The 26,835-nt window shown below is 64.1% G+C and carries 26 protein-coding genes and 1 rRNA gene (1 of these 27 running past the window's edge); 12 read left to right on the forward strand and 15 right to left on the reverse strand.

What is annotated here, in order from left to right; genetic code table 11:
• From DAEP_RS0109885 to DAEP_RS0109910, 6 genes are all read right to left on the reverse strand, one after another.
• A 16S ribosomal RNA gene (locus DAEP_RS0109885) occupies nt 1-214 on the reverse strand (it extends 1,250 nt beyond the left edge of the window).
• An 808-nt stretch (nt 215-1,022) separates the two neighbouring features.
• Nucleotides 1,023-1,406, reverse strand: coding sequence for a carboxymuconolactone decarboxylase family protein (locus tag DAEP_RS0109890; RefSeq protein WP_008556845.1), 384 nt, complete (start codon nt 1,404-1,406; stop codon nt 1,023-1,025).
• The gene (locus tag DAEP_RS0109895; RefSeq protein ID WP_027244538.1) at nt 1,403-2,107 is read right to left on the reverse strand and encodes a glutathione S-transferase; all 705 of its coding nucleotides are present in this window, start codon (nt 2,105-2,107) and stop codon (nt 1,403-1,405) included. Before DAEP_RS0109895 ends, DAEP_RS0109890 begins: the two co-directional genes overlap by 4 nt.
• Nucleotides 2,108-2,496: 389 nt before the next feature.
• Complete coding sequence (locus DAEP_RS0109900; protein ID WP_027244539.1) at nt 2,497-2,847, reverse strand: RidA family protein; 351 nt, start codon at nt 2,845-2,847, stop codon at nt 2,497-2,499.
• Between the two features lie 86 nt (nt 2,848-2,933).
• Nucleotides 2,934-3,278, reverse strand: coding sequence for a hypothetical protein (locus DAEP_RS0109905; RefSeq protein WP_027244540.1), 345 nt, complete (start codon nt 3,276-3,278; stop codon nt 2,934-2,936).
• Between the two features lie 118 nt (nt 3,279-3,396).
• Nucleotides 3,397-4,269, reverse strand: a complete 873-nt coding sequence (locus tag DAEP_RS0109910; protein ID WP_027244541.1) for a MurR/RpiR family transcriptional regulator — start codon at nt 4,267-4,269, stop codon at nt 3,397-3,399.
• A gap of 153 nt (nt 4,270-4,422) precedes the next feature.
• Here DAEP_RS0109910 and DAEP_RS0109915 point away from each other — a divergent pair, with 153 nt between their 5' ends.
• The 9 genes from DAEP_RS0109915 to DAEP_RS0109950 all read left to right on the forward strand — a co-directional run bounded on the left by DAEP_RS0109915 (nt 4,423) and on the right by DAEP_RS0109950 (nt 13,241).
• Complete coding sequence (locus tag DAEP_RS0109915; RefSeq protein ID WP_027244542.1) at nt 4,423-5,208, forward strand: N-formylglutamate amidohydrolase; 786 nt, start codon at nt 4,423-4,425, stop codon at nt 5,206-5,208.
• Nucleotides 5,201-5,797, forward strand: coding sequence for a TRAP transporter small permease subunit (locus DAEP_RS0109920; RefSeq protein WP_008554558.1), 597 nt, complete (start codon nt 5,201-5,203; stop codon nt 5,795-5,797). The genes DAEP_RS0109915 and DAEP_RS0109920 overlap by 8 nt, the downstream gene beginning before the upstream one ends.
• Nucleotides 5,797-7,299 (forward strand): TRAP transporter large permease, encoded by a 1,503-nt coding sequence (locus DAEP_RS0109925; protein ID WP_027244543.1) that lies wholly within the window; start codon nt 5,797-5,799, stop codon nt 7,297-7,299. Before DAEP_RS0109920 ends, DAEP_RS0109925 begins: the two co-directional genes overlap by 1 nt.
• Nucleotides 7,289-7,669 (forward strand): DUF4336 domain-containing protein, encoded by a 381-nt coding sequence (locus DAEP_RS24360; RefSeq protein ID WP_245595076.1) that lies wholly within the window; start codon nt 7,289-7,291, stop codon nt 7,667-7,669. The genes DAEP_RS0109925 and DAEP_RS24360 overlap by 11 nt, the downstream gene beginning before the upstream one ends.
• A 10-nt stretch (nt 7,670-7,679) precedes the next feature.
• On the forward strand, nt 7,680-8,024 hold the full coding sequence (locus DAEP_RS24365) for a DUF4336 domain-containing protein (protein WP_245595077.1): 345 nt from the start codon (nt 7,680-7,682) through the stop codon (nt 8,022-8,024).
• 27 nt (nt 8,025-8,051) lie between these two features.
• Nucleotides 8,052-9,086 carry a TRAP transporter substrate-binding protein gene (locus DAEP_RS0109935; RefSeq protein WP_008555059.1) on the forward strand — a complete coding sequence of 345 codons (1,035 nt, stop codon included), beginning with the start codon at nt 8,052-8,054 and terminating at the stop codon, nt 9,084-9,086.
• Between the two features lie 116 nt (nt 9,087-9,202).
• Nucleotides 9,203-10,555, forward strand: coding sequence for a glutamine synthetase family protein (locus DAEP_RS0109940; RefSeq protein ID WP_008554550.1), 1,353 nt, complete (start codon nt 9,203-9,205; stop codon nt 10,553-10,555).
• A 93-nt stretch (nt 10,556-10,648) separates the two neighbouring features.
• Nucleotides 10,649-12,031, forward strand: coding sequence for an aldehyde dehydrogenase family protein (locus DAEP_RS0109945; protein WP_027244544.1), 1,383 nt, complete (start codon nt 10,649-10,651; stop codon nt 12,029-12,031).
• Between the two features lie 64 nt (nt 12,032-12,095).
• Nucleotides 12,096-13,241, forward strand: a complete 1,146-nt coding sequence (locus tag DAEP_RS0109950; protein ID WP_027244545.1) for an iron-containing alcohol dehydrogenase — start codon at nt 12,096-12,098, stop codon at nt 13,239-13,241.
• An 84-nt stretch (nt 13,242-13,325) separates the two neighbouring features.
• Here the strand turns inward: DAEP_RS0109950 and DAEP_RS0109955 are convergent, their stop codons facing one another.
• Together DAEP_RS0109955 and DAEP_RS0109960 are read right to left on the reverse strand one after the other, a co-directional pair.
• On the reverse strand, nt 13,326-13,541 hold the full coding sequence (locus DAEP_RS0109955; protein WP_008556338.1) for a hypothetical protein: 216 nt from the start codon (nt 13,539-13,541) through the stop codon (nt 13,326-13,328).
• A gap of 148 nt (nt 13,542-13,689) precedes the next feature.
• The gene (locus tag DAEP_RS0109960) at nt 13,690-14,694 is read right to left on the reverse strand and encodes a LacI family DNA-binding transcriptional regulator (protein WP_027244546.1); all 1,005 of its coding nucleotides are present in this window, start codon (nt 14,692-14,694) and stop codon (nt 13,690-13,692) included.
• A gap of 143 nt (nt 14,695-14,837) precedes the next feature.
• On the opposite strand from DAEP_RS0109960, the gene gap reads away from it, so the two are divergent.
• Together gap and DAEP_RS0109970 are read left to right on the forward strand one after the other, a co-directional pair.
• Complete coding sequence (gap, locus tag DAEP_RS0109965; protein WP_027244547.1) at nt 14,838-15,866, forward strand: type I glyceraldehyde-3-phosphate dehydrogenase; 1,029 nt, start codon at nt 14,838-14,840, stop codon at nt 15,864-15,866.
• A 239-nt stretch (nt 15,867-16,105) separates the two neighbouring features.
• On the forward strand, nt 16,106-17,176 hold the full coding sequence (locus DAEP_RS0109970; RefSeq protein WP_027244548.1) for an Mrp/NBP35 family ATP-binding protein: 1,071 nt from the start codon (nt 16,106-16,108) through the stop codon (nt 17,174-17,176).
• Nucleotides 17,177-17,397: 221 nt separating this feature from the next.
• Here the strand turns inward: DAEP_RS0109970 and DAEP_RS0109975 are convergent, their stop codons facing one another.
• The 5 genes from DAEP_RS0109975 to phnC form a co-directional block, all read right to left on the reverse strand.
• Entirely contained in the window at nt 17,398-18,012 is a 615-nt protein-coding gene (locus tag DAEP_RS0109975; protein ID WP_027244549.1) for an LbetaH domain-containing protein, read from the reverse strand.
• A gap of 32 nt (nt 18,013-18,044) precedes the next feature.
• Nucleotides 18,045-19,409, reverse strand: coding sequence for a phosphonate ABC transporter, permease protein PhnE (gene phnE / locus DAEP_RS0109980; protein ID WP_027244550.1), 1,365 nt, complete (start codon nt 19,407-19,409; stop codon nt 18,045-18,047).
• Nucleotides 19,406-20,275: a phosphonate ABC transporter, permease protein PhnE gene (gene phnE / locus DAEP_RS0109985; RefSeq protein ID WP_008556110.1), complete on the reverse strand. Its 870-nt coding sequence runs from the start codon at nt 20,273-20,275 to the stop codon at nt 19,406-19,408. Before phnE (DAEP_RS0109985) ends, phnE (DAEP_RS0109980) begins: the two co-directional genes overlap by 4 nt.
• A 114-nt stretch (nt 20,276-20,389) precedes the next feature.
• A complete protein-coding gene (gene phnD, locus DAEP_RS0109990) occupies nt 20,390-21,292 on the reverse strand; it encodes a phosphonate ABC transporter substrate-binding protein (protein WP_027244551.1) in 903 nt (300 codons plus the stop codon).
• 66 nt (nt 21,293-21,358) lie between these two features.
• Entirely contained in the window at nt 21,359-22,177 is an 819-nt protein-coding gene (gene phnC, locus DAEP_RS0109995; protein WP_008557668.1) for a phosphonate ABC transporter ATP-binding protein, read from the reverse strand.
• 229 nt (nt 22,178-22,406) lie between these two features.
• On the opposite strand from phnC, the gene rpe reads away from it, so the two are divergent.
• Complete coding sequence (rpe, locus tag DAEP_RS0110000) at nt 22,407-23,096, forward strand: ribulose-phosphate 3-epimerase (RefSeq protein ID WP_008557911.1); 690 nt, start codon at nt 22,407-22,409, stop codon at nt 23,094-23,096.
• 127 nt (nt 23,097-23,223) lie between these two features.
• Here the strand turns inward: rpe and DAEP_RS0110005 are convergent, their stop codons facing one another.
• Nucleotides 23,224-25,314 (reverse strand): 3-hydroxyacyl-CoA dehydrogenase NAD-binding domain-containing protein, encoded by a 2,091-nt coding sequence (locus DAEP_RS0110005; RefSeq protein WP_027244552.1) that lies wholly within the window; start codon nt 25,312-25,314, stop codon nt 23,224-23,226.
• Nucleotides 25,315-25,553: 239 nt separating this feature from the next.
• A complete protein-coding gene (locus tag DAEP_RS0110010) occupies nt 25,554-26,786 on the reverse strand; it encodes a Tm-1-like ATP-binding domain-containing protein (RefSeq protein WP_027244553.1) in 1,233 nt (410 codons plus the stop codon).
• Between the last annotated feature and the right edge of the window lie 49 nt (nt 26,787-26,835).

Genomic DNA, 26,835 nt, shown 5'->3' on the forward strand with positions numbered 1-26,835 from the left:
TAATCTAACGCGGGCCGATCCTTCTCCGATAAATCTTTCCCCCGAAGGGCGTATAAGGTATTACTCACCGTTTCCAGTGGCTATTCCTTAGAGAAGGGCACGTTCCCACGCGTTACTAACCCGTCCGCCGCTCACCCCGAAGGGCGCGCTCGACTTGCATGTGTTAGGCCTGCCGCCAGCGTTCGTTCTGAGCCAGGATCAAACTCTCAAGTTGAAACGCTCGTTAAAGCGTATCCTTGACGTTCGAACCTCTGCACATCTTCACCAGGAGGCTAATCCTGATGAAAGTCTCTGTCTGTTGTGCTTCAGTACCAAAGGCACCGAAAGCCGAACAAACAGTGAAGCTGACACCACATCATCGGGCCGGAGCCCTAGTGGCGCGATATACAGAAGTCTGATCCATCGAAATGAACCGTGACCGCCCGCATATCTCTTCAGTTATCCATCAATGTCAAAGAGCAAACACCCGGAGGCCAAAAACCAGACCGATGCGCCAATCTTCCGGCGCGCCCGCCTCATCAAACCCTCAGATGCCGCTGTCTCTCCAGCGCGTCCCGCCGTCTCTCCGGCGTGTTTCCCGATCCGTTACCGCGTCGCCGCCGCCCCGTCCGGTGTGTCTCAGCAGCGCCTCAGCGCCGCCGGTGAGGGGGCTTTTACGGTTACCCCCGCAGACCCGCAACCCCAAAATTCAGAAAAACGCAGAATTCCGCAAAGAAAAATCACTCATCCAATAAAAACAATAGCTTACACCAAAACAAAGTCAGCACCCCTGACCCGCTTCCCGCCCCAACCCCGCCCCGAAAACCCCGCCAAACACCCCCAAACCGGCCCCCGGAACACTTACCCACAGACTCGCGCCCCTTATCCACAGACCCGAACCCCGGAATCGCGGCAAACCCGGCAGACTCACCCCTCCTCTGGCCAGAAATATCCCGCAAGACCCCGGCCAAAGACAAAGGGCGCTGAGCCGAAAACAGAAAGGGACGGCAAAAACGTTGCCCTCCAATACCAGAGGCGGCTTGTCAGACCTGCTCCTCCAGCACTTTGCGCGCCACCCGGAAGCACTCCAGCGCCTGGGGCACGCCGCAGTAGATGCCGACCACGTGAATGATGGCGCGGATCTCCTCCCTGGTGACGCCGTTGTTGAGGGCGCCGCGGCAGTGGATTTCCCATTCATGCATCTTGCCCAGCGCACCGATCATCGCGAGGTTCATCATTGAGCGGGTCTTGGCGTCAATCACCCCGTCGCCCCAGCCGAAGCCCCAGCACCAGGCGGTCATCGCCTCCTGGAACGGGCGGGTGAAATCATCGGCGGCCGCCAGGTTGTTCTCCACATACTCCGCGCCGAGGGTGGATTTGCGCTGTTCCAGCCCCTTGAGGAACAGGTCCTCGTCAAACGTGCTCATGTATCGGTCTCCATATTCAGCATGTTCAGCAGCGAGGCCTCGATATGGCCCCCGCAATAAACCGGGCGGCGCCCGGCCCAGTCCGCGATCAGGGCGGCAACGGGCGGCTCGGCGGCGATACGGTCCGCCAGCCCTTCCAGCACCGGCGCATTTGCGTGCAGCAGCGGGCGCAGCGGCGGCAGGCGGTCCGCCATCGTGTGCCAGAGCGCGCCCAGGACAAGATCGGCAAGCCCCGGATGCGCCCCGTCCCGCAGATATCCTGCCGCCGCGGTGACACCGGCCTCCGCCACGATCCGCTCGTGGATCTGCATCCAGCGCGGCAGGCGGCTGCCATGGAATTCCGTCCAGCTTGCCGCATCCCACATCAGCGCCCCGTGAAAGCGGGTGATCTCGAACAGGATATCGGAGGCATCGCAGATCAGGCGCAGGGTCCGGTCCGGCTCTGTCAGCAGACCGTGGGTGCGGCCCAGCGCCATCAGGATCGCGGGCATCTGGCTGAGATGGGTGCCCGTCAGGGTGTCGGTCAGCAGCGGCGGCGCCATGAAGGGATACGGCTGATCCGCCGCGTCCCGGTTCTTGAGGCCCGCCACCGCGTCAAAACCAGGCTCATCCCATGCCAGCCCGGCATAGGCCAGCACGAAGCGGACGAAGTGTCCGCGGAACGGGATCGGCCAGTAATGGAGCTGATAACGCGCCTTCATCGCCTTAGCCTTGCTGAGCCACGGCGAAGGTCTTGGTCCGCATAAAGGTCCAAAATGCCCCGTCCTCCTGTCTTGCAGCCGCCGCCGGATCTGCCGCAACCGTCCAACCGGAGGGCCGGCGGCCTGCGCGTCTGCTTCTGAAGATAGAGGATGGAGTGTTCCGGGCCCGCTAAGCAAGAGGAACCGGCCGCCACGCGCCCCGGCACATCGCCGCGGCCGTTCGGGAGGCGCAGCACGGGGGGGGGGCAACAGGCTGACGGCGGGTCCTATCGCACGTGAATCGGGTTTAAGGGCCGGTCCGCGGCAGTTGGATCCTGCGCCTGACTTGCGGCCCATTCGGGAAAGAAAAGGCGGGCCGCCGGCCCGCCCGTTTGTTCTTGCTGCCAGGATCAGCCCTTGGCGGCGGTGACGATGAATTCGACCAGCAGATCCTCGCGGGCGAGCTTGGCTTCGCCGCAGGCGCGTGCCGGGGCGTGGCCTTCGGGCACCCAGGCATCCCAGACCGCGTTCATTTCGGCAAAGTCCTTCATGTCGGCGAGCCAGATCACCGTTTGCAGGATACGGGTCTTGCTGCTGCCAGCCTCGGCCAGCAGCGCGTCGATCTTGTCCAGGCAGTCCTTGGTCTGCTGCTCAACGCTGGCTCCGGCGGTGCCGACCTGGCCGGCCAGATAGATGATCTCGCCGTGGATGACGATCTGGCTCATGCGCTGGCCGGTGTGTTTGCGGGTGATTTCGGACATGGGTGCCTCGCTCATAAAGATCAGAAGAATTCTGCCCCCTGCTTAGCCCCGCCCCACCGCTGCGGCAAGAACACGGTTGCTGCGGATCACTGGGACAGCTGCCAGTCCCCGCCGGAGGGGCAGAACTTGCGTTTGACCTGTTTGGCGTCCTGGCTGTCCTTGAGGTAGGCCTGATGCTGGAGCAGAAGGCAATCGCCCTCCTTGCCGGCCACCCGGACCTCTCCCTGGGCGCCGCTGTCCGGGTTGTTCCACCTGGCCCGCTGGCCGCTGCCGCCGTCGGCCAGAAGCGCCTGCTCGGCCCGGCGCATGAGGTTGGTGTCCTGCGGCGTCAGCCCGGACTGGGCCAGAATACGGCTGAGCGGATTGGCCGCGGCGGGCGCTGCAACCAGCGCTGCAACTGCAGCCGCGGTCAGAAATCGGGAAAAACGCATTTGACTACTCCTGCCTGAAAGAAACCGGCCCGGCGCCCTGCCCTGCGGCAGGCCGCACCCTGACCAGTAATGCGCAAGCCGCCAGCAATGTCCATGCTCCAGGTCGCTTCTGGCAGGGTCAGGAGAACTTGCGGAACAGCCGGGTCATGTCGAACAGCTCATCGAGGCGGTCGTAGCGGTCCTTGGTCTTGTCCCAGCTTTCTTCCTGGGTGGCGGCGATCATCGCCTCCAAGAGCATCATGGTGGAGATGTTTGAGTCCCAGGCGGAGGGGATCTCGACCCAGCAGTTGAAGGTGTGTTCCGAGACCGAGGCAATGGGGCTGGCCCATTGGTCGGTGATCAGGACGATCTTCACCCCGCGCTCGGACGCGAGTTCCGCCAGCCGCTGCAGGTTGGTTTCGTAGCGGCGCACGTCGAACATCAGGAGGGTGTCGCCCTCTACCATGTCCAGCACGTAATGCGGCCAGGTGGCGGAGGAGGAGGTCATATGGGTGACACGCTGCCGGATCGCCTGGAAATGGGTGAAGGCGTAGTCCGCCAGCGCCCGGGTGATGCGGCCGCCGACCACGTAAAGCCGCCCCTCGGTGTTGGCGAGCTGGCGGACGGCGGAGTCGAACTGGGCCGAGTCTATATTGGAAAACGTCTGTTGCAGGTTGTCGGTGACGGCCTGTGCAAATCTGTTCAGCAGATGGCCTTCGGGCGCCTCGGACGCCCAGTTGTCGCGCCGTTTGGTGGGGCCGGAGACCTTGGCCTCAAGCTCTTTCAACAGCGCCTGGTGAAACTGCGGATACCCCTTGAAACCCAGCTTCTGCACCATCCGGGCCACCGTTGGCGTGGAAACCTCGGCATTGGCGGCCACGATGGTGATCGAGGCGAGACCCGCGGCGGGATAGTTTTCCAGCAGCGAATTCGCGAATTTGCGCTCGGACTGGGTGAGCGAGGAATAATTCTCGCGGATCAACTCGCGAACTGTGGCGGGCGGTTTCGACAACGGCACTTCCCTGCGTTTGAACAGACACTTTCTTACCCGGCTCCGGCCTGAAGAGATACTTTCAGGAATCTCTGTCCGAAACCGATCATGAAAAGATATTGACACAAATATCTCTTCATGGAAACATTTTTCCAAATCGCAGGGAGGCGGCATATGCGAGAGAGCGATTCTCACGCCTTGGGGGAAGCAGTGGAGGTGGTGAACCGGGAGGGCACCAGCCCGGTCCTGCTGCTGTGCGAACATGCCTCCAGCAATATTCCCGCGCGCTACAACGGGCTGGGACTGCGCGACGAGGACCGGCTGAGCCATGCGGCGTGGGATCCGGGCGCGCGGGCGGTGGCCCTGCATATGGCACAGGCGCTGGATGCGCCGCTGGTGGCCAGCAGGGTGTCGCGCTTGGTTTATGACTGCAACCGCCCGCCCGAGGCCGCCAGCGCCATGCCGGAGAAATCCGAACTGGTCGCGGTGCCCGGCAATTTCGGGCTGAGCGAGGCGGAGCGCCAGGAACGTGTGGACACGGTCTATGTGCCGTTCTGCACGACCGTGACGGAGGTGATCGAGGCGCGGAAAAAGGCCGGGCTGCAGACTGTTCTGGTCACCATGCACAGTTTCACGCCAATCTATTTCGGCAAGCCGCGGGACGTCGAAATCGGCATCCTGCACGATGACGACAGTCGGCTGGCGGACGCGATGCTGGCAGAGGCCCCTGCCCTGCCGCACCGCCGGGTGGAACGCAATGAGCCCTATGGCCCTGCCGATGGAGTCACCCATTCGCTGAAGCTGCACGGGCTGGCGCACGGGCTGGCCAATGTGATGATCGAAATCCGCAATGACCTGGTGGCAACGCCGGAACTGGAAGAGGCCATGGCAGAAGAAATGCTGACATTGCTGCGCCCGGCCCTGGCCGCGCTGGCGGATGAGGGAGGGCCTGATGCCTAAGATAATCCGGGCCTATGTCCGCGGCATCGACGCGATGAACCGCTTCATCGGCCGCTTTGCGATGTACCTGATCTTTGCCCTGATCGGGGTGCTGCTGTGGTCATCGGTCTCCAAGACCTTCTTCAACCCGTCGCACTGGACGCTGGAGACCGCGCAGTTCGTGATGGTCGCCTATTATGTGCTGGGCGGCCCCTATTCGATCCAGATGGGATCGAACGTGCGGATGGACCTGTTTTACGGCGCCTGGTCGACCAAGACCAAGGCGATGGTGGATGCCGTCACCGTGCTGTTCCTGATCACCTATCTGGTGATCCTGATGTATGGCGCCCTCAGCTCCACCGCCTATTCGCTCGGTTATTTCGGGCTGGAGCCGCTGGACTTCTTCTGGGACCTGCTGAAAACGCTGCTGAGCGAAGGCCCTGCGGCGGCAGGCGAAAAGCTCGGCTATCTGGAGCGCAGCTCCACCGCCTGGCGGCCGTTCCTGTGGCCCGTCAAAACCATCCTGTGCCTCGGCGTCTTCCTGATGCTGCTGCAATGCCTTGCCGAACTGTTCCGGGATATCGGACGCCTGCGCGGAGTTGAAATCTGATGTCCTACGAATGGATTGCTATCGTCATGTTTGCCGGCATGATGCTGATGCTGATGACCGGCCAGCGGGTGTTCGGCGCCATCGGTTTTGTCGGCGCGGTTGCGGGGATGCTGCTGTGGGGCACCGGCGGGGTGGAGATCCCGTTCTCTGCCGCGATGAAGCTGATGAAATGGTATCCGCTGCTGACGCTGCCGATGTTCATCTTCATGGGCTACGTGCTGTCGGAATCGAAAATCGCCGACGACCTCTACCGGATGTTCCACGTGTGGATGGGGCCGGTGAAGGGCGGGCTGGCAATCGGCACCATCGGCCTGATGGTCCTGATCTCGGCCATGAACGGCCTGTCGGTGGCGGGGATGGCAATCGGCGCAACCATTGCTCTGCCGGAACTGCTGCGCCGCGGCTATGACAAGATCCTGGTGACCGGCACCATTCAGGCGGGCTCCTCGCTTGGCATTCTGGTGCCGCCCTCGGTGGTGCTGGTGCTTTATGCGATGATCGCGCGCCAGCCGGTGGGGCAGCTGTGGCTTGCCGGTGTGATTCCGGGTCTGCTGATGGCCGTCATGTTCATCATCTACATCTATTTCCGCGCCCGGATGCAGCCGCATCTTGGCCCCGCCATGCACGACGAGGATCTGGCGGAATACGAGCAGGTGACAGACCACCCGCTGCGTCTGAACTATATCGTGCTGGGCACGCTGGTGCTGGTGCCGCTGCTGATGCTGACCGGCGCAATGGAGGCCAAGCCTGCGCTTGGCGTGGCGCTGGCCCTGGGGGCGCTGTCCTTCCTGACCCGCACGAACCCTGTGTTCTACAAAGACGTGTTCATGAAGGAGAAATACCGCCTGCTGTTCTCCGGCGTGCTGCCGCTGGCGATCTTTGCCGCGATGATGGTGCCCTTCGTGAACGGCTGGACCTCGCTGGTGGAAAGCTCGGCCATCGGTGCGATGACCGCCTTCCTGGCCGCGGTGCTGAAGGGGCGGATGAACAAGGACGTGTTCGAAACCTCAGTGCGCTCCACCCTTGGCATCTCCTGCATGTTCATGTGGATCATCCTGGCGGCCCTGGCGTTCGGCGCGATCTTTGACGGGCTTGGCGCGGTCAAGGCAATCGAAGACCTGTTCACCACCAAGCTGGGCCTTTCCCCTTGGATGATCCTGATCCTGATGCAGCTGAGCTTCATCGTGATGGGCACCTTCCTGGATGACACCGCGATGCTGGTGATCGTGGCGCCGCTTTACGTGCCGCTGGTCGGCGCGCTCGGCTTCGACCTGATCTGGTACGGCGTGCTTTACACCATTACCACCCAGATCGCCTACATGACGCCGCCGTTCGGCTACAACCTGTTCCTGATGCGCGCTATGGCGCCGCCGGAGATCGGGCTGAAGGACATCTATGTCTCGATCATCCCCTTTGCCGCGGTGATGGTGCTGGCGCTGGCCCTGATCATGATCTTCCCGCAAATCGCCCTGTGGCTGCCGGAGTATGTCTATGGAAAGTAAGTCCATGCTGCAGGCGCTGGGGCCGGATATCTGGATCGCGGATGGCCCTGCCATCCAGTTCTACCAGATCCCCTTCCAGACCCGCATGACAGTCGTCCGGCTGGAAAACGGCGATCTGTTCCTGCATTCGCCGGTCTGGTACAGCCAGCCGCTGGCTGCGGAGCTTGAGGCGCTCGGGCGCATCCGCCATCTGGTGTCCCCGAACTGGATTCACTACGCCTATATCGCGGAGTGGGCTGACGCCTATCCCGACGCCACCGCCTGGGCCTCGCCCAAAGTGCGCGAGCGGGCCAGAAGCCAGGGCGTGGAAGGTTCGGTTCGACCGCGACCTGGAGGACAGCGCGCCCCGGGACTGGGCGGCGGATCTTGAGCAGATGATTGTGCATGGCAGCAGGGCCCATACCGAAGTGGTCTTCTTCCACAAGCGCTCCAAGGTGCTGGTGCTGACGGACCTGATCGAGAACATGCCGGCCAAGACACTGCCCCTGTGGGTGCGGCCGCTGGCCTGGGCCGCTGGCATCCTGGCCCCGAACGGGAAGATGCCCATCGACATCTGGTTTTCCTTCGCGGGCAACCGGGACAAGCTGCGCAAGGCGCTTGCCCGGATGCTGGAGTGGAAGCCCGAAACCGTCGTGCTCGCGCATGGCGACATCCTTCGTGAGAATGCACCGCAACGGCTCCGCGAAGGCTTCAGGAACCTGGCCCCCTGCGGGCACGGGCATTGATTTAAGTTCAACAGAGGAGAGGAAGACATGACAACAAGACGTAAGTTTTTGCAGACCGCGGGCGTTGGCGCCATGGCGGCACCGCTGGCCACTCCGGCGCTGGCCCAGTCCACCATCAAGTGGCGGATGCAGACCTATGCGGGTGCTGCGCTGGCCGAGCATGTGGTGAAACCCGCCATCGACATGTTCAACAAGATCGCCGGCGACCGGATGCAGATCGAGCTCTACTATGCCGACCAGCTGGTCCCCACCGGCGAACTGTTCCGCGCCATGCAGCGCGGCACCATCGACGCTGTGCAGTCGGACGATGACTCGATGGCCTCGCCCACCGAAGTCACCGTGTTCGGCGGCTACTTCCCGTTTGCCTCGCGCTATTCGCTGGACGTGCCGGTGCTGTTCAACCAGTACGGCCTGAACGAGATCTGGGACGCGGAATATTCCAAGGTCGGCGTCAAGCATATCTCGGCCGGCGCGTGGGACCCCTGCCACTTCGCCACCAAGGACCCGATCAACTCGCTGGCGGACCTTCAGGGCAAGCGCGTCTTCACCTTCCCGACCGCGGGCCGCTTCCTGAGCCAGTTCGGCGTGGTGCCGGTCACCCTGCCCTGGGAAGACATCGAGGTTGCGGTGCAGACCGGCGAACTGGACGGCATCGCCTGGTCCGGCATCACCGAGGACTACACCGTCGGCTGGGCCGATGTGACCGACTACTTCCTGACCAACAACATCTCCGGCGCCTGGGCGGGCTCGTTCTTTGCCAACATGGGCCGCTGGGAAGAGCTGCCGGAAGATCTGCAGACCCTGTTCCGTGTCTGCTGCGACCAGTCGCACTACTACCGCCAGTGGTGGTACTGGGGCGGCGAAGCGTCCCTGCGCGTGAACGGCGACAAGATGAAGCTGACCACCATTCCGGACAACGAATGGCAGCAGGTCGAAGATGCGGCAGTGAAGTTCTGGGATGAAATCGCAGCCGAGTCCGAAACCAAGGCGAAGGTTGTGGAGATCTTCAAGAAGTATAACTCTGACATGCAGAAGGCCGGCCGCCCCTACCGCTACAGCTAAGGCACCGGTTGAAACACGGGATTTGGCCTGCGCCGCAGCGGGCCAAATTCCTTACTCAAGGAATTTGCCAAAACTTTTGAGGAAAAGTTTTGCGCGCAACAGACAAAGGGCCGCTCATGCTCTCCTTCGACACTCTTAAGGACCAGGTTGCCGATGGCACCGTTGACACCGTTCTGGTCTGCCTTGTGGACATGCAGGGCCGCCTGATGGGCAAGCGCTTCCACGCCAAGCATTTCGTGAATGGCGCCTGGGAGGAAACCCATTGCTGCAACTACCTCTTGGCCACCGACCTCGCGATGGCGACGCCGGGCGGCTATGCCTCGACCAGCTGGGAGCGCGGCTATGGCGACTATGTGATGAAGCCGGACCTCTCCACCCTGCGGCCCGTGCCGTGGCTGGAGGGCACGGTGATGGTGCTGTGCGATGTGCTGGACCATCACACCCATGAGGACGTCCCCCACTCCCCCCGCGCGATCCTGAAGAAGCAGGTGAACCGGCTGAAGGCGATGGGCTATGACGCCATGTGCGCCACCGAGCTGGAATTCTTCATGTTCGAGAAGAGCTTTGACGAGATCCGCAAATCGGGCTTCCGCGATCTGGCGCCGATTTCGGGATACAACGAGGATTACAGCATCCTGCAGACCACCCGCGAGGAGCACGTGATGCGCCCGATCCGCAACCACCTGTGGGATGCGGGGCTGCCGATCGAGAACACCAAGGGCGAGGCGGAGACCGGCCAGGAAGAGCTGAACATCAAATACGCCGCGGCGATGGACACGGCGGAATACCACACCATTGCCAAGCACGCGGTGAAGGAAATCGCAGAGCAGCAGGGTCACGCGGTGACTTTCCTGCCGAAGTGGAGCCATGACAAGGTTGGCTCCTCCAGCCATGTGCACCAGTCCCTGTGGCAGGACGGCAAGCCCGCGTTCTTTGACGAGAGCGACGATCTGGGCATGTCGGCGCTGATGAAGAACTACATGGCCGGCCTGCTGAAATACGCGCCCGACTACACCGCCTTCATGGCGCCCTATATCAACAGCTACAAGCGCTTTATGAAGGGCACCTTTGCGCCGACCCGGATCATCTGGTCGGTGGACAACCGCACCGCGGGCTACCGGCTGTGCGGCGAGGGCAGCAAGGCAATCCGGGTCGAATGCCGCATCCCGGGCTCCGACATGAACCCCTATCTGGCGATGGCGGGGATGCTGGCGGCGGGCATTGCCGGCATCGAGGAAGGCCTGGAGCTGCAAGCGCCCGCCAAGGGCGATGTCTACCAGGGCGACACCGGCATGATCCCCTCGACCCTGCGCGATGCGGCGGCGGCGCTGAAAGGCTCGGAGATGCTGCGCAAAGCCCTTGGCGATGATGTGGTCGACCACTACGTCCGCGCGGCGGAGGTGGAGATCGAGGATTTCGACCGGGTGGTCACCGATTACGAGATTGCGCGCGGGTTTGAGCGGGCGTGATCCGGCAGCCGCCGGGGGCCTGCCCCCGGACCCCCGGAGTATTTTTCGAAAGATGAAGAGGGCTTTGCCCTTTCCTGAATGGAGTGAATGGCGATGGGCCAGACCCTGAAGTGTATCTCGCCGGTCGACGGATCGGTCTTTGCAGAGCGCGAAGTGCTGTCGCGCGAGGACGCCTTTGCGGCGGCGGAACGCGCCCGGGCGGCGCAAGCCGCTTGGGCCGCACGGCCGTTGCAGGAGCGCATCGATCTGGTGATGGCGGGCGTGGCCGCTGTTGGCGCGATGAATGACGAGATCGTGCCAGAACTGGCGCATATGATGGGCCGCCCGGTGCGCTACGGCGGCGAGTTCGGCGGCTTCAACGAGCGCGCCAGCCACATGGCGAAGATCGCCGAAGAGTCGCTGGCGGACATCGAGGTCGGCGAGGACGCCACCTTCAAACGCTACATCAAGCGCGTTCCGCATGGGGTGGTGTTTGTGGTTGCCCCCTGGAACTACCCCTATATGACCGCGATCAACACCGTGGCGCCTGCACTGATTGCCGGTAATACCGTTGTGCTGAAACATGCGACCCAGACGCTGCTGGTCGGGGAGCGGATGGCGCGGGCCTTCCATTCTGCCGGCATCCCCGAAGATGTGTTCCAGAATGTGTTCCTGGACCACGGCACCACGTCCGAACTGATTGCGAACCGCGCCTTCAACTTCGTGAACTTCACCGGCTCGGTCGGCGGCGGCCAGGCGATGGAGCGCGCCGCTGCGGGCACCTTCACCGGCGTCGGCACCGAGCTGGGCGGCAAGGATCCGGGCTATGTCATGGAGGACGCCGATCTGGACGCGGCGGTGGACACGCTGATTGACGGCGCGATGTTCAACTCCGGCCAGTGCTGCTGCGGCATCGAGCGGATTTATGTGCATGAAAGCCTGTATGATGCCTTCGTGGAAAAGGCGATTGCCATCGTGAAGGGCTACAAGCTGGGCAATCCGCTGGATGCCGAGACCACCATCGGGCCAATGGCCAATGTGCGCTTTGCCGAAGAGGTGCGCAGCCAGATCGCCGAGGCGGTTGCCGCGGGCGCCGTGGCCCATATCGAAACCTTTGCCAAGGATGACGGCGGCGCCTATCTCACGCCGCAGATCCTGACAAATGTCACCCACGATATGCGGGTGATGCGCGAGGAAAGCTTTGGCCCGGTCGTGGGCATCATGAAGGTCTCCTCCGACGCGGAAGCCATTGAGCTCATGAACGACAGCGACTTCGGCCTGACCGCCTCGCTCTGGACCAAGGATGTTGAGCGGGCGCAGCGTGTCGGGGATCAAGTCGAGACCGGCACCGTCTTCATGAACCGTGCCGACTACCTGGACCCGGGCCTGTGCTGGACCGGATGCAAGGACACCGGCCGCGGCGGCGGCCTGTCGGTGATCGGCTATCACAATCTGACCCGCCCGAAGTCCTATCACCTGAAAAAGGTGACCGGCTAAGGGCGGCCCCGCCCGCCCCGGCGTCTCCTCCCCGGGGCGGGCCTTTGCATCAAAGGAAAACGATATGTCTCTCGTTGGAAACTGGTCCTATCCGACCGCAATCAAGTTCGGCGCAGGCCGGATCAAGGAACTGGCGGACGCCTGCGCCGCCGCCGGCATCAAGAAACCGCTCTTGGTGACCGACAAGGGTCTGGCGGATCTGCCCGTCACCCAATCGACCCTGGACATCATGGAGGCCGCCGGCCTGGGCCGCGGCATGTTCTCCGAGGTCGACCCGAACCCGAATGAGAAAAACCTGGACGCAGGCGTCGCCGCCTACAAGGCGGGCGGGCATGACGGGGTGGTCGCCTTCGGCGGCGGCTCCGGCCTGGACCTCGGCAAGATGGTGGCCTTCATGGCGGGCCAGACCCGGCCGGTGTGGGATTTCGAGGATATCGGCGACTGGTGGACCCGCGCCGATGCGGACGCCATCGCGCCGATCATCGCGGTGCCGACCACGGCTGGCACCGGCTCCGAAGTGGGCCGCGCATCGGTGATCACCGACTCTGTCACCCATCAGAAAAAGATCATCTTCCACCCCAAGGTGCTGCCAACGGTGGTGATCTGCGATCCCGAACTGACCGTGGGCATGCCCAAGTTCATCACCGCGGGCACCGGTCTGGATGCCTTTGCCCATTGCGTCGAGGCGTTCAGCAGCCCGCATTACCACCCGATGTCCCAGGGCATCGCGCTGGAGGGCATGCGGCTGGTCAAGGACTATCTGCCGCGCGCCTATGCGGACGGCAGTGACATCGAGGCCCGCGCCCAGATGATGTCGGCAGCGGCGATGGGCGCGACCGCCTTCCAGAAGGGCCTTGGCGCGATCCACGCGATGAGCCATCCGGTCGGCGCGCATTTCAATACCCACCACGGCACCACCAATGCGGTCTGCATGCCTGCGGTTCTGGAATTCAATGCCTCCGCGATCGCGGACCGGTTCACCATGGCCGCGGCCTATTTAGGCATCGGCGGCGGCTTTGACGGGTTCCGCGGCTTCGTGCAGGAGCTGAACGACTCCCTTGGCATCCCGCGCGGGCTGTCCGATCTGGGCGTCACCGAGGATGCCATCCCCGAACTGGTCAAGGGCGCGATCATCGACCCCTCCTGCGGCGGCAATCCGGTTGAACTGACTGAGGAAAACCTCGCGCAGCTGTTCAAGGCTGCGATGTAAGCAGGAGCCTTTGGCAGGCTGCAGCGCTCTCCGCCCGGCGGGGAGCGCGTTTTCATTCCGGCACCGCTGCTGTGCACGGTTGCGTCAGCCGCTGACGTAGACCTTGCCCTTGGGGTAGTAGAAGATTTTCTGATTGTGCAGCCGGCCCAGCAAATCGTGAATACGGCGCAGCGTGTCCTCCTCGCCGCTGCCCGCTGCGGGCAGCGCCTCTGACAGCGCGTCGCGGGCGGTCTGCAGGGCGGTTTCGATCAGCTCCATATCCGCAACGGACAGTTCGAACATATCGTTGTACTGGGGCATCTGGGCTCCTTCTCCGGCTGGCGTGACTGAACGGGCTGGCTACAGGCTGCCTCAAGGCGTGCCGCAAAGCCATCGAAAAGCGCCGCAGCCGCCCCCCAGTCCTGCCCCTCCGGAAAACCGGCCGCACGGTCCAGCACCAGAGGTCTGGTCAGAGCGTTTCGCCCAGGCTGATCGCCGGGCACAGCCGGTCAAACACCAGCCCCTCCGTGCCGCCAGCCTCGCGCGATTGCAGGATGATGCCCGCCGCGCGCTCGCCGATCTCCCGGCGGCAGGCGTCCGTCGTGGCCAGCTGCTGCGGCAGCCCCTGCAGGATCTGCAGGTTGTTGAACCCCGCAAGCGCAATGTCCCCCGGCACCGTCAGCCCGGCGGCCAGGCAGTGCATCAGCCCGCCTACGCTCATTACATCGCTGGAGAAATAAATGCAGTCGAGATCCGGGCTGCGGGCCAGCATCTGCGCCGTCAGCTGGCGGCCGGTCTGGATCGCGCTTTCTCCGGAATAATGCTCGATATCGCTCAGCGTCACGCCCTGCGCCGCAAGCCCGTCGGTGAAGCCGTCGAACCGTTTCCGCGCGCGGAAGTCCTGCGGCATCTTGGTGCCGATAAAGCCGATCCTGCGGTAGCCGCGGGCGAGGATTTGCGCCGCCATGTCGCGTCCCGCCTGCAAATGCGAGATGCCAACGCAGTGGCGCACCGGGTCACCGTCCACATCCATCACTTCGACCACCGGGCAATCGGCCTGCTGCAGCATCCGGCAGGTGGCCTCCGTGTGCTCCAGCCCCGCCACGATCAGCCCCGAAGGCCGCCAGCTCAGCATTTCGCGGATGACGCTTTCCTCTTCCTCCAGGTCATAGCCGGAGATCCCCACCACCGGTTTCAGCGGGCTGTCCTTCAGCACCGCGGAAATCCCCGACAGCACCTCAGGAAAGACAAAGCTGTTGAGCGAGGGCACCACTACCGCCACCAGATTGACCGATTGCGAAGACAGGGAGCCGGCAATCCGGTTCGGCACATATCCGTGGCTGCGGGCAATCTCCTCGATCTTCGCCTTGGTTTTCGCGGAGACATCCGGCGCCCCGCGCAGCGCGCGGGAGGCGGTCATTTCGCTGACGCCGGCCAGCCGGGCCACGTCTTTCAGAAGCAGTTTTTTGGTCATGCCGCCATGCTCCTGCAGATTGCCTGCCGCTGCAAGGGCAGCTCTGCCGCCAAGGGGGTTGATTTTGGCTTCCGTTATCGGTATCGGTACCGAAACCGTTATCGCTACCGGCCTTGATCCGGTGCCACAGCCGGAGATCAGAGATGACACTGAAAATTGCAATCAACGGATTCGGGCGGATTGGCCGCGGCGTGCTGCGGGCGCTGCTGGAAAGCGGCACCGAGGATATCGAGGTTGTGGCCATCAACGACCTGTCGCCGCCCGAAACCCTGGTGCATCTGCTGAAATACGACAGTGTGCACGGGCGGCTGAAAACACCGGTATTTCTGGCTGACGATCTGATCAGGGTCGGCCATCACAGCATCCGCCTCACCGCCATCCGCACCCCGGAAGAGCTGCCCTGGCAGGACGTGGACATCGCCTATGAATGCACCGGCTTGTTCACCGCACGGGATCAGGCGGCGCGGCATCTGAAAAACGGCTCCAAGCGGGTGCTGATCTCCGCGCCCGGCAAGGATGCCGACCGCACCGTGGTCTATGGCGTGAACCACATGGACCTGACGGCAGAGGATGTGATCGTCTCCAACGCCTCCTGCACGACAAACTGCCTGGCGCCTCTGGCCAAGGTGCTGGACGATGCCTTTGGCATCAAGACCGGCTACATGACCACAATCCACGCCTATACCGGCGATCAGCCGACCCATGACACCAGCCATAAGGACCTGTACCGCGCAAGGGCTGCCGCGCTGTCGATGATCCCCACCTCCACCGGCGCCGCGCGGGCGATTTCCGAGGTGCTGCCGCATCTGAAAGGCCGGCTGGAAGGCTCCGCCATCCGGGTGCCAACGGCCAATGTGTCCGTGGTGGATCTAAGCTTTGTGCCGGAGCGCCCGGCCACCGCTGAAGCGGTCAATGCGGCGGTTAAGGCGGCGTCCGGCAACGGGCTGGAGGGTATCCTGTCCTACGAGGAAGACCCGCTGGTCTCCGTCGACTTCAACCACGATCCCCACTCCAGCTGCTTTGCCGCCGCGCAGACCGCGGTCACCGCCGAAGGTCTGGTGCGGGTGGTCAGCTGGTATGACAACGAATGGGGCTTTTCCAACCGGATGGTCGACACCGGCCGCCGCATCGGCGCGGTGATGGGCAGCGCCGGGATCGCACTGGCCAGCTGACGGGGCTCTCCCGCCCGTCGTCCGGCCCCCTTGGGGCCTCCTCCCGTTGGGCCCGGCGCCGCGCTGATGCGCGGCGCTGCTGCGTTCAGCTCAGGCCTTCTGCGCGCTTTTTGCACGGCCCGCGGCCAAAAGATGACTCGAGGATGCGGTAAAGCAAACTCCGGGCCGGGTACGGGTGGCGTGCCGTTGTGAATTGCGCCACAACAGGCGCAACGCATGACCAGCTACAGGAGACCGGCGTGACCGTCACCCGTGAAACCGTCCTTGAGGCGCTCAGAACCATTACCGATCCCGTCAGCGGCAGCGATATCGTCAGTGCCGGCATTGCGCGTGCGGTCACGGTGGAGGGCGGCACCGTCCGCTTTGTGCTGGAGATCGAGCCCGGCAAGTCCGGCGCTTACGGCCCGGTGCGAGACAAGGCCGACGCAGCAGTGGCAGCACTGCCGGGGGTGGAGAAGGTCTCCGCCATGCTGACCGCCCATTCCGGGAAGGCACCGCCGGACCTGAAGCCCAAGAAGGCCGCCCAGCCGCAGCAGCAGGCGCCGCAAAAAGTGCCCGGCGTGGCGCGGATCCTCGCCGTGGCCTCCGGCAAGGGCGGGGTTGGGAAATCCACCGTTTCGGCCAACATCGCCTGCGCGCTGGCGATGCAGGGGCGCAAGGTGGGGCTGCTGGACGCCGACGTCTATGGCCCGTCGCAGCCCAAGATGCTGGGGGTCAGCGGCCGTCCCGCCAGCCCCGACGGCAAAACCATCCTGCCGCTGCGCAACCACGGCGTCACCATGATGTCGATGGGGCTGATGACGGGCGAGGATCAGGCGGTGATCTGGCGCGGGCCGATGCTGATGGGGGCGCTGCAGCAGATGCTGTTGCAGGTGCAATGGGGCGATCTCGACGTGCTGATCGTCGATCTGCCGCCCGGCACCGGCGACGTGCAGATGACGCTGGCGCAGAAGACCCATGTGGATGGCGCCATCGTGGTCTCCACCCCGCAGGACGTGGCGCTGATCGACGCCCGCAAGGGCATCGACATGTTCCGCAAGATGAACGTGCCGGTGCTCGGCATGATTGAGAACATGTCGACCCACATCTGCTCCAACTGCGGCCATGAGGAGCATATCTTCGGCCATGGCGGCGTGGCGCAGGAAGCCAAGAAACTCGGCGTCCCGCTGCTGGGCGAAGTGCCGCTGCATCTGGACGTGCGCCTGGCAGGCGACAGCGGCACGCCGATCGTGGCCGCCAAGCCCGGTAGCGCTCAGGCCAAGGTCTTCCTCGGCATTGCCACCCAATTGGTTGACGCAGGCGCTGCGTAACCCTGCCAGGCCCGGGTCAAGCGCCGCAAAGCGGCGGTGCGCAGCACCGTTCGCCCTCGAGGCCGGGAAGGCAGTCCACATCCTAACAAGGGCGCTTCAGGGCAAACCTGCCCCTGAAGCGCACCTCAGCAGGCCGGATGCGCCGCGCAGCGGCGCCACGCCCAACTGTTACGGGCATTCCCTGAATGTCCGCAAACAGGCGGGAGCCGCCGCCCGCCGGATCAGGCGTATTTCTCCAGGAATTCCTCAGCCCGCAACTGGCGGAAATCGGGCAGCGCTGCACGCAAGGCATCGTGCTCCCAGTCCCACCAGGCCAGGGTCATCATCTGCTCGGCCACGGCTTCCGGATAGCGGCGGCGGATCACCCGCGCGGTGTTGCCGCCGACAATCGTATAGGGCGCCACATCCTTGGTCACAATCGCGCCCGAAGCCACAACCGCGCCATCGCCGACAGTCACCTCCGGCTTGATCATCGCGCCGTGGCCGATCCAGGTGTCATGGCCGATCCGCGCCATCCGCCCGGCGCGGCGGGCGAACCAGTCCGCGTCATCCTTCGCATCCTCCCAATAGCTCGCGGAGCGGTAGAGGAAATGATGCTGCGACGCCTTCTCCATCGGGTGATCCGTTGCCCCGATGCGGACGAAGCTTGCGATATTGGCGAACTTGCCGATCTGCGCATTGGCGATGTCGCAGGTCCGGTCGCAATAGCTGTAGTTTCCGACCGCCGAATTCGCGACCCGGCTGCCGGCGCCGATTTCGACATAGGCGCCGAAGGTGCTGCCGGTGATCTGGCAGCCGGGGTGAATGAGCGGCGCTTCTGCGTTCAAGCGGGCCATGCTCTGTCCTTTCCCATCTTCCTGCGCACGGATCAGGGCAGCAGGAAGGCGTCGCCCTTGCGCGCCTTGCGCTTGGCTTTGCCGCCCTCTCCCTTGATCAGGCGGCGGCGCAGCCAGCCGGAAAACCAGTCCATCAGCATCACCATCAGGATGATCAGGGTGATGTAATAGGCCACTTCCTCCCAGTCCTTCTGGGTGATGATCGCCTGTGTCAGCAAGAGCCCGATGCCGCCGCCGGTGATCGCGCCGATGATGGTGGCGGAGCGGGTATTGGATTCCAGAAAATAGAGCAGCTGGCTCAGCAAAACCGGCGTGATCTGCGGGATCACCCCGAAGCGGTAGCGCTGCACCGGTCCCGCACCGGTGGAGGCAACCCCCTCGATCTGCTTCTGGTCGACGTTTTCCAGCGCCTCGGAGAAGATCTTGCCGAAGGTGCCGGTGTCCGTCACCAGGATTGCCAGCGCACCGGTCAGCGGTCCGGGGCCAAAGGCGCGGGCCAGCACCACGGTCCAGATCAGCGAGTCGACGCCGCGCACAAAGTCAAACAGGCGGCGCATGGCAAAGCGGATGCTGCGCAGTGGCATGAAGTTGCGGGTCGCGGCAAAGGCCAGCGGCAGCGCGATGATGCCCGCGCCAATGGTGCCAAGGAACGCCATCAGCAAGGTTTCGGCAATCGCCCAGGCCACATCCTGATGGCGCCACATCTTGTTGGTCCAAAACTCCTGGAAAATCGCACCGGTCTCACCGGTGGCCGCGCGCTGCAGCAGCTCCCCTGCCCCCATGCCGTAGTATGGGCTGTCGAGGGTGAAGAAGTACAGCTCCCACCCTGCGAAATAGCGGAACACCTCGGCCCGGTTGCGGGTCACGGTCAGGCGGCCGGCGTCTGTGGTGATCGCCAGGCGGTTCTTTGAAACACTGATCCACTCCGGCACATCGCCTGCCGGCAGCTCCGTCCGCACCCCTGCGCTGCGGCTCGGAGTGGCGCGCACGGCACCATAGCCTGGGATCATGTATTCGATGGTTTCCGGCCCGAAGGTAACAACATGGCCATCCTCCAGATCAATCACCGTAGTCTCGCCCAGAGCCACCCAGTCCGGCGACATGCCGTCAGGATAGGCTCCCTTCCGCTCGCCCTCGATCGCCACCGACACTTCGCCGCTGCGGTTGTCGCGGGTGACATGGGTCTTGTAGCTGTAGCTGTCGCTGACCAGCGTCCGCGCGTTGTCCAGGCTGGCCCGTTCCCAAAGCCCCGGCATATTGAAGGCCACGAACACATAGGCCAGATAGGCCAGCACCGCGGCAGGCAGGGCAAAGTTCACAAGCCGTTTTTTCAGAAACAGCCGCGAGATGTCCGACTTCAGGTCTGCCGGCGTCAGGGTGGTGTCAAAAGTGGTCATGCCTTCGCTCCATGGGTCAGGCGGTCACGCAGCAGGCCGGACAACTGGTCAACGGCCACGATGGTGACAAACAGGAGAAGGAAAATCGCGGCGGCCTCGTCATAACGCCCCTGCCCCCAGGACATGGCGTTCTTCAGTTCGTAGCCAATGCCGCCCGCGCCGACGAAGCCGAGGATGGCGGAGGCGCGGATATTGATCTCAAACCGCAACAGCGCGTAGCTGACGTAATTCGGGCCGACCTGCGGGATCACCCCCAGCGTCATCCGCTGCGCCCAGGTGGCCCCGACAGAGGCGAGGCCCTCGACCGGTTTCAGCGAGGCGTTTTCGTTCACTTCGGAAAACAGCTTGCCCAGCGCGCCAGCAGTGTGGATGGCGATGGCAATCATCGCGGGCACCGGCCCGCCGCCCAGCACAAAGATCAGCACCAGCGCGATGACGATTTCCGGAATGGCACGGCAGATGTCGCTGATACGGCGGAACAGCGGGATCAGTGCGGGCCACGGCGCCATGCCGCGGGTCGCCAGCAGCGACAGCAGGGTTCCGAACACGGCGCCCACAAGGGTCGAGGCGGCAGCGATGTTCAGCGTCTCCACCAGCGCCGGGAAGAAATGCACCAGATGCCCCGGCAGCTGCGCAGCCTTCTCGGCGGCTTCCGCCAGCACTTCGGCAGGGTAGTCGAAAACGCGGGTGAAGCCATCCGCAAAGGAGCCTGCATTGCGCGCATCCGCAGTGCGGAACCCCGCTGCCATCAGCGCGACAAAAACCGCCAGAAGGATGCCGCCATAGAGCCGCTTGCGCTGGGTATGAGCAGTGTAGTGCTGCCGGATATCCTCGATGCCCGGCCGGGCGGCTGTCAGTTCTGCCATTTGGGGATCCTGGTCTTTACGGGACGGCCGTTGCAGAAGCCATCGGGAAATTGCGGGGATCCAAGACAGGCCCGGACCCCCGCAGAACACAGTTCAATACGTGCTGGGCTGAAATTACTCGGACTTCAGTTTCCGGGCTTCGATGATCACCTCATAGGCGTCGTGGGTGATCGGGTCGAAGCTCTTGGCCTCCCCCGCAGCGACACCGTAGAAGCAGTCACGGTCGATTTCGCTGAGGTTGTCCATCAGGGCGGTCATCTTCGCTTTGACCTCTGCCGGCAGGGCCTTGCGCAGAACCACCGGGCCTTCCGGGATCGGGGCGGATTTCCAGATTTCGACCATGTCGTTCATGTCGACCAAGCCGGCATCCACGGCGCGGCGCAGCGCGCCCGAGTTGTATCCGTCTTCCCACTCACCCAGGCCGTCGGCCCAGCTAACGCCGCCGTCCACGTCGCCGTTTGCAACTGCAACAATGGTCTGCTCATGGCCGCCGGTGAATTTCACCTCACCGAAGTAGTCGCCGGATTCCATGCTGGCATTGATCTTGTTGGGGATTTCAATCGACGGGATCAGGTATCCCGAGGTGGAGTTCGGATCGCCGAAACCAAAGGTCTTGCCCTTCAGGTCTTCCAGCGAGGTGATGCCGCTGTCCTTGCGGGCAAAGCCGATGGAATAGTAACCGTAGCTGCCGTCAGTGTTCACCTTGACCAGCACCGGCTCGACCGCTTCCGGGTCTGACAGGTAGGTCTTTGCATAGCCGGACGCGCCCAGCCAGGCCATGTCGATGGTGCCGCCCAGAAGCCCCTGGATCACACCGTTATAGTCGGCAGGGGCAAACAGCTTGGTTTCGACACCCAGCTCTTTTTCGGTGTATTCGCGCAGGCATTCGTTGTTGTTCAAACGGTCCTGAGCGTTCTCGCCGCCCAGGATGCCGATGCGGAATTCAGTGATTTCCTCTGCCGCAACGGGGGCGGTCAGCGCGGTGGTCGCCAGGACGGCAGCAATCAGCTTTTTCATCTTATACTTCTCCGGTTGGTCTGCCCCGGGGAGCAGCCCCCGGGGTCGATGAAATCAGGTCAGGGGTTATTCGGCGGGAATCGCGGCACGCAAGGCGTCCGTTTTTTCCAGCGTTTCGATCTCGGTTGAGGTGGCTGCCTCAGAGAAATGTTCTCCGGCGCCATAGATCTCGCGGGCGACACCTGTGGTCAGCTGCTCCGGCAGCCCGTCAAACACGATGCGCCCGTCGCGCATGCCGACAACCCGGTCGCAATAGCGGCGCGCGGTGTCCAGCGTATGCAGGTTGGCGATGACGGTGCGGCCGTCTTCCTCATGGATGCGGCGCAGCGCCTCCATCACGGTCTGGGCGTTCATCGGATCGAGCGAGGCAATCGGCTCATCCGCCAGAATGATTTTCGGGTCCTGCATCAGCGCCCGGGCAATCGCCACCCGCTGCTGCTGGCCGCCCGACAGCGCCTCCGCCCGCTTGGCCGCGTGTTCGGCAATGCCGAGCCGGTCGAGGATGTCGATCGCCGTGTGAATGTCCGCCATCGGATAGAGGTTGAACAGCGTCGCCATCGCATTGCGCCGGTTCAGCGTGCCGTGCAGCACGTTGGACACCACATCCATCCGCGGCACCAGGTTGAACTGCTGGAAAATCATCGCGCAGTCGGACTGCCAGGCGCGCTTGTCCTTGCCCTTCAGCCCGGTGATTTCCCGCCCCTCGAACAGGATGCGGCCGCCGCTCGCGTCCTCCAGCCGGTTCAGCATCCGCAGCAGGGTGGATTTGCCCGCGCCGGAGCGGCCGATGATGCCGATCATACAGGGCTTGTCGATGTCCAGCGTGGCGGCATCCACCGCAATCTTGCCGCCGAATTTCTTTGTCAGCTTGTCAATGCGCAGCACGTGGCGCTCCCTTCTCGTTCCGGGACTGCCTAGAGCCTGCGCTCAAAGCTCATGTGTCACTGCCGTGAAAGTTTTGTAACGCCGCCCATTGCAACCCGCAGACATGCACCCCGCGGGCGGTGCTTGCAGGGAAACCGCCCGGCAGCGCATTCTGCCCCTGTCAACAACGGGCCGGAGGGTCTATATGGCCTGCGACTCCTTATTCCCCTTCGCAAAAGGAAGCTGCCAGATGTCCTTTGACCGCAAGATCAAGATCGCGCCCTCCATCCTCTCCGCCGACTTCGCCAACTTCGGCCAGGAGATCCAGGCGATCGAAGCCCAGGGCGCCGATTGGGTGCATGTGGATGTGATGGACGGGCATTTCGTGCCGAACCTCACCTTCGGCCCGCAGGCGGTGAAGGCGTTCCGCCCGCATGTGAAGACGGTGATGGACGTGCACCTGATGATCGCGCCGGTCGATCCCTATATCGACGCCTACGCCGATGCCGGCGCCGACGTGCTCACCGCGCATTTTGAGGCAGGCCCGCACATCCACCGCACCCTGCAGGCCATCCGCGGGGCGGGCATGAAGGCCGGTGTGGCGCTGAACCCCGGCACCCCGGCCGAGGCGGTGGAGCACCTCCTGGACCTGACCGATCTGGTCTGCGTGATGACCGTGAACCCGGGCTTCGGCGGCCAGAAATTCATCGACATGACCGCCAAGATCCGCCGCCTGCGCGCAATGATCGGCGACCGTCCCGTGCATATCGAGATCGACGGCGGCGTCGACCCGGCCACCGCTCCGCTGGTGGCCGAGGCCGGCGCCGATGTGCTGGTCGCAGGCTCCGCCGTGTTCAAGGGCGGATCGGTCAGCACCCCGGAGGTCTATGGCGAGAACATCCGCAAGATCCGGTCCGCCACCGAAGGCACTTGGGCCTAAGGCACGCGGAACTCCCGCCAATCGCCAGGCGCATCAAAGATGCGCCGCTCTTGTGGGCCAGGCGCCGCGCGTTCCGCGCGGCGCTTTTTCGTGATACGGCCAGCGTCTGCGCGCCCCGCCCGCCTGCTCAGCTGCCTTTGTTCAGGGAGTCGAAGGTTCTGCCTTCTGCCACCAGCTGCTCCAGCAGCGGCGCGGGCTGCCAGAAGAATCCGTCCTCTGCCGCATAAGCCCGGATATCGGCCAGGATGCCATCCAGCCCCTGCAGATCCGCCCATTTCAGCGGCCCGCCCCAGAACCGCGGGAAGCCGTAGCCGAACAGCATCACCATATCCACGTCCAGCGGGCGGCGCGCGATGCCCTCGCCCACGACCTTGGCGGCCTCATTGACCATGGCGCACATGTAGCGGCGCAGCACCTCCGCGTCCGAGAACTCCCGCGGGGACACGCCCTGCTGCTCCTGATCCTTGGCAATCAGCGCTGCCACTTCCGGGTTCGGCACACCGCCGCGCTGGCCTTCCTCGTAGATGTAGAAGCCCTTGCCGGTCTTCTGGCCGAAATCGCCACCCTCGCAGAGCATCTCGTAGAAACGCGGCACCCGCTCGCGCGGGTCGCGGGTGGGCGCGCGGCGCTTGCGGGCGGCCCAGTTGATGTCGAGCCCCGCCAGATCCCCCATCGCAAACGGCCCCATCGGGAAGCCGAAACCGGTCACGACCTTGTCCACCTGATAGGGCGAGGCACCATCCAGCACCACATATTCCGCCGCCTTGCGGTAGGCGTTCATGATCCGGTTGCCGATGAAGCCGTCACATATGCCGGAGCGCACCGCGACCTTCTTCAGCCGCTTGCCAAGCGCAAAGCCGGTGGCCAGAACCTCCGGCGCGGTTTTCTCCGCCACCACAACTTCCAAGAGCTTCATCACATGCGCGGGCGAGAAGAAATGCAGCCCGATCACGTCCTCGGGACGGGAGGTCGCCGCGGCGATCTCATCCACGTCCAGGTAGGAGGTATTGGTCGCCAGCACCGCGCCCGGCTTGCAATGGGCATCCAGCTTGCCGAAGACCTCGCGCTTGACGCCCATGTCCTCGAACACCGCTTCGACCACAAGGTCAACGTCCGAAAGCGCCGCATAGTCCGTCGCCACCGTCAGCGCCTCGCCGGTCAGCTGATCATATTGCGCCTGACTGATCTTGCCGCGCTTCAGGGCGCCTTTCAGGTTGCCCTCGATCCTGCCGCGCGCCGCCGTCACGGCCTTGTCCGTCATTTCGATCAGCACCACCGGCAGCCCCGCCAGCAGCGCCGCGGTGGCAATCCCTGCCCCCATGGTGCCGCCGCCGATCACCCCCATCGAGGCAACTTCGCGGGGTGCAACGCCGTCCAGCTCCGGCAGCTTGCTGACCGCGCGTTCCGAGAAGAAGGCGTGGATCAGCCCCTGCCGCTGATCGGAGTCCATCAGCTCCATGAACAATTCGCGCTCGCGCTTCAGCCCGGCCTCAAAGCTTTCGGCTTCAGCCGCCGCCTGAACCGCGCGCACCGCCACGGCAGGCGACAGCTGGCCGCGGCCTTTTTTCAGCGTGGCGCCATAGACCGCATCGAAATCCACCGCTTCCGGCGCGGGCATTTCGCCCACGGCCCGGCGCGGCGCACCCTGGTCCAGCAGTGCCTGCGCATAGGCAAGGCCGATCTCCCGCGGCTCGCCCTCTTCGATCCGGTCGATGATGCCCTTGTCCAGCGCCTCCGCCGCGCTGATGTGGCGGCCGGTGGTGATCATCTCCAGCGCGGCCTCGGTGCCGGCCACCCGCGGCAGCCGCTGGGTGCCGCCTGCGCCGGGCAGAATGCCCAGGTTCACTTCCGGCAGCCCCATCTTGGCCGAAGGCACCGCAATCCGGTAATGCGAAGCCAAGGCCACTTCCAGCCCGCCGCCCAGCGCGGTGCCGTGCATGGCAGAAACCACGATCAGCGGCGTGGCCTCGATCCGGCTGCACAGCCCGGGCAGCCAGGGCTCCTGCGGCGGCTTGCCGAACTCGCGGATGTCGGCCCCGGCAAAATAGGTCTTACCGTCGCCATAGATCAAAACCGCCTTGGCACCGTCCTGTTCGGCGCGTTCGATTCCGGCCAGCAGCCCCTTGCGCACATCCACACCCAGCGCGTTCACCGGCGGGTTCTGCGCCTTCAGAACGGCAATATCGCCCACGCGCTCATATGCAATGGCTTCACTCATCCGGTCTTCCTCTCTCCTGCGGGAGCCCATGATGCAGGCCCGCGCCCCAACTGATTAGGCACAGCGCCCGTCTCCGCGCCAAGCCCCAAAAACCGCCGCGCTCCGGCAGACCCCGCGTCACACGTCACCGGGCCGCAGCGGCTGTTCTGCCGGGATTACGTAACAGAATGCAGAGGGAAATCAAACTTCTTGAAACACCTTATCCCGCCCCCGCGCCACCGGACAAGGCGGGCGGCGGGTCAGCCGCCCTGCACAACGCCGCTGGCGATCCAGGAATCGAGGATCTCCAATGCCTTGGCCGCGAACTCTGCATCGTTGATATGACAGTCCAGCTCATGAAGGCTGGCGTTTCCGGGACAGCGGCGGCGCATTTCATCGCAGAACGCCGCCAGCCCCGCCGCATCGTGCAAAGGCGCGCCGGGCCGGTCCCACTCGTTGCAGCCGCCCGCCGGCAGCAGCACGGCCACCGGCGCCCGGGCGGCTGCCAGCTTGCCGCAAAGCGCCTGCGCCACCTGCCGCCGCTCATCCGCCTGCAGCAAGGCGGAAGTGAGCAGACGGTTATGGGCATGGGTCTCGCGCCCCTGAAGCTGCGCGGGCGTTTCCTGCCAGCCGACGAAATCCACCAGGTCATAACAGCCCGGCGCCACCAGCTGCGGTATGCCCGCACGGCCTGCATTGGTCATCCGGTCCGCCCCTGCGGACAGCCCGCCGAACAGGTGGTTCGAAACCTCCTGCGGCGCGAAATCCATCACTGCGGCAAAGGCGCCCTCAGCCGCCAGGCTCTCAAACGCCCGCCCGCCCATGCCGGTGGCATGGAATACGGCGACCTCAAAGCCGCGCGCCTCCAGCGCCGGTTTCAGCGTCACCATATACCGCAGCACGGTCTTGCCGAACGAGGTCATGCCGATCAGCGGCCGGTCCCGCCTGGGAGGCTCCACCGCCCGCGCCGCGCCCAGCACCGCGCCCGCGGCTTGGCTGAGCGACGCCTTGCAAATCGAGTTGAGCCCATACAGACCGCCCGCCCACAGGATCATCTGCACATCCGCCGGAATCCGCTCCGGCGGTATCAGCGGCGAGAAGGCAACGGTGGAGACGATGTACTTTGGCACGCCGACCGGAAGTGCGGCACACATGTCCAGCGCCAGATCGGTGCCCATGGTGCCGCCCAGCACGATCACGCCGTCAACGCGCCCCGCCCGGTACAGCTCCTGCGCCTTGGCCGCCGCGCCCCGGCCCATGATCTGCATGGCCGCGTTTTCGTCAGCCGCGCCGATTGCCTCCCGGATCGAGCTGCCGCCCGCCTCGGCCACCTCGTGCTTGCTGACGTCCGTTGGTTGGCTGGGGTCGCCCAGCACGCTCACATCCATTGTCAGCACCGTGCCGCCCTGGCCGCGGATCACCTCCGCCAGATAGCCCAGCTCGTCGTCCTTGGTGTCATATGTCCCGGCAACCAGGATCGTTTTGGCCGTCATATACCGTCCTCCCCTCGGCCTGCGCTCTGCAGCCAGGCCGCCTTTCATC

It is taken from the genome of Leisingera daeponensis DSM 23529 (assembly GCF_000473145.1).
GTDB classification, from domain to species: Bacteria; Pseudomonadota; Alphaproteobacteria; order Rhodobacterales; family Rhodobacteraceae; genus Leisingera; species Leisingera daeponensis.